The organism is Vibrio sp. S457-15 (assembly GCF_000960545.1).
Lineage (GTDB): Bacteria > Pseudomonadota > Gammaproteobacteria > Enterobacterales > Vibrionaceae > Vibrio > Vibrio parahaemolyticus.
In genome coordinates, this window is record NZ_JYOQ01000015.1 from 1 (window position 1) to 398 (window position 398).

1 pseudogene is annotated in these 398 nt (G+C 42.2%); it reads left to right on the forward strand.

Annotated elements, in window-relative coordinates:
- Window positions 1-231: 231 nt before the first annotated feature.
- Window positions 232-398 (forward strand): annotated as a pseudogene (locus UF05_RS25450) (alanine--glyoxylate aminotransferase family protein); the annotation flags it as partial.

Below are 398 nucleotides of genomic sequence, written 5' to 3' on the forward strand. Positions count from 1 at the left end.
CCTCTATACTTAGGGCTAATTGCCGACTGCAACAAAATACATTAGTGTGAAACCTCTGCTGCCTGTATGTATTGCTCATCGAAATAAAAGTTGATCCAGTTTTCTGGTTAACTATTTGTTAAATCATTAAAGTGAGTTTTCTTGCAAAGCATAAGAGCCACGATGTTTTGATGGCAAATAATTCTAAAAATGACTTCTTTCAGGCTAAATGACTGCAATCAAGGCGCTGACATGCCGATCCAAAGCTTTATTCCCCCTCACCGAATTTTAATGGGCCCTGGTCCTTCCGATGTTTATCCGCAGGCATTGCAAGCCCTTAGCCGTCCAACGGTTGGTCATCTAGACCCTCTGTTTATCGCGAGGATGGATGCGCTTAAACAGCTGTTGAAATACGCTTT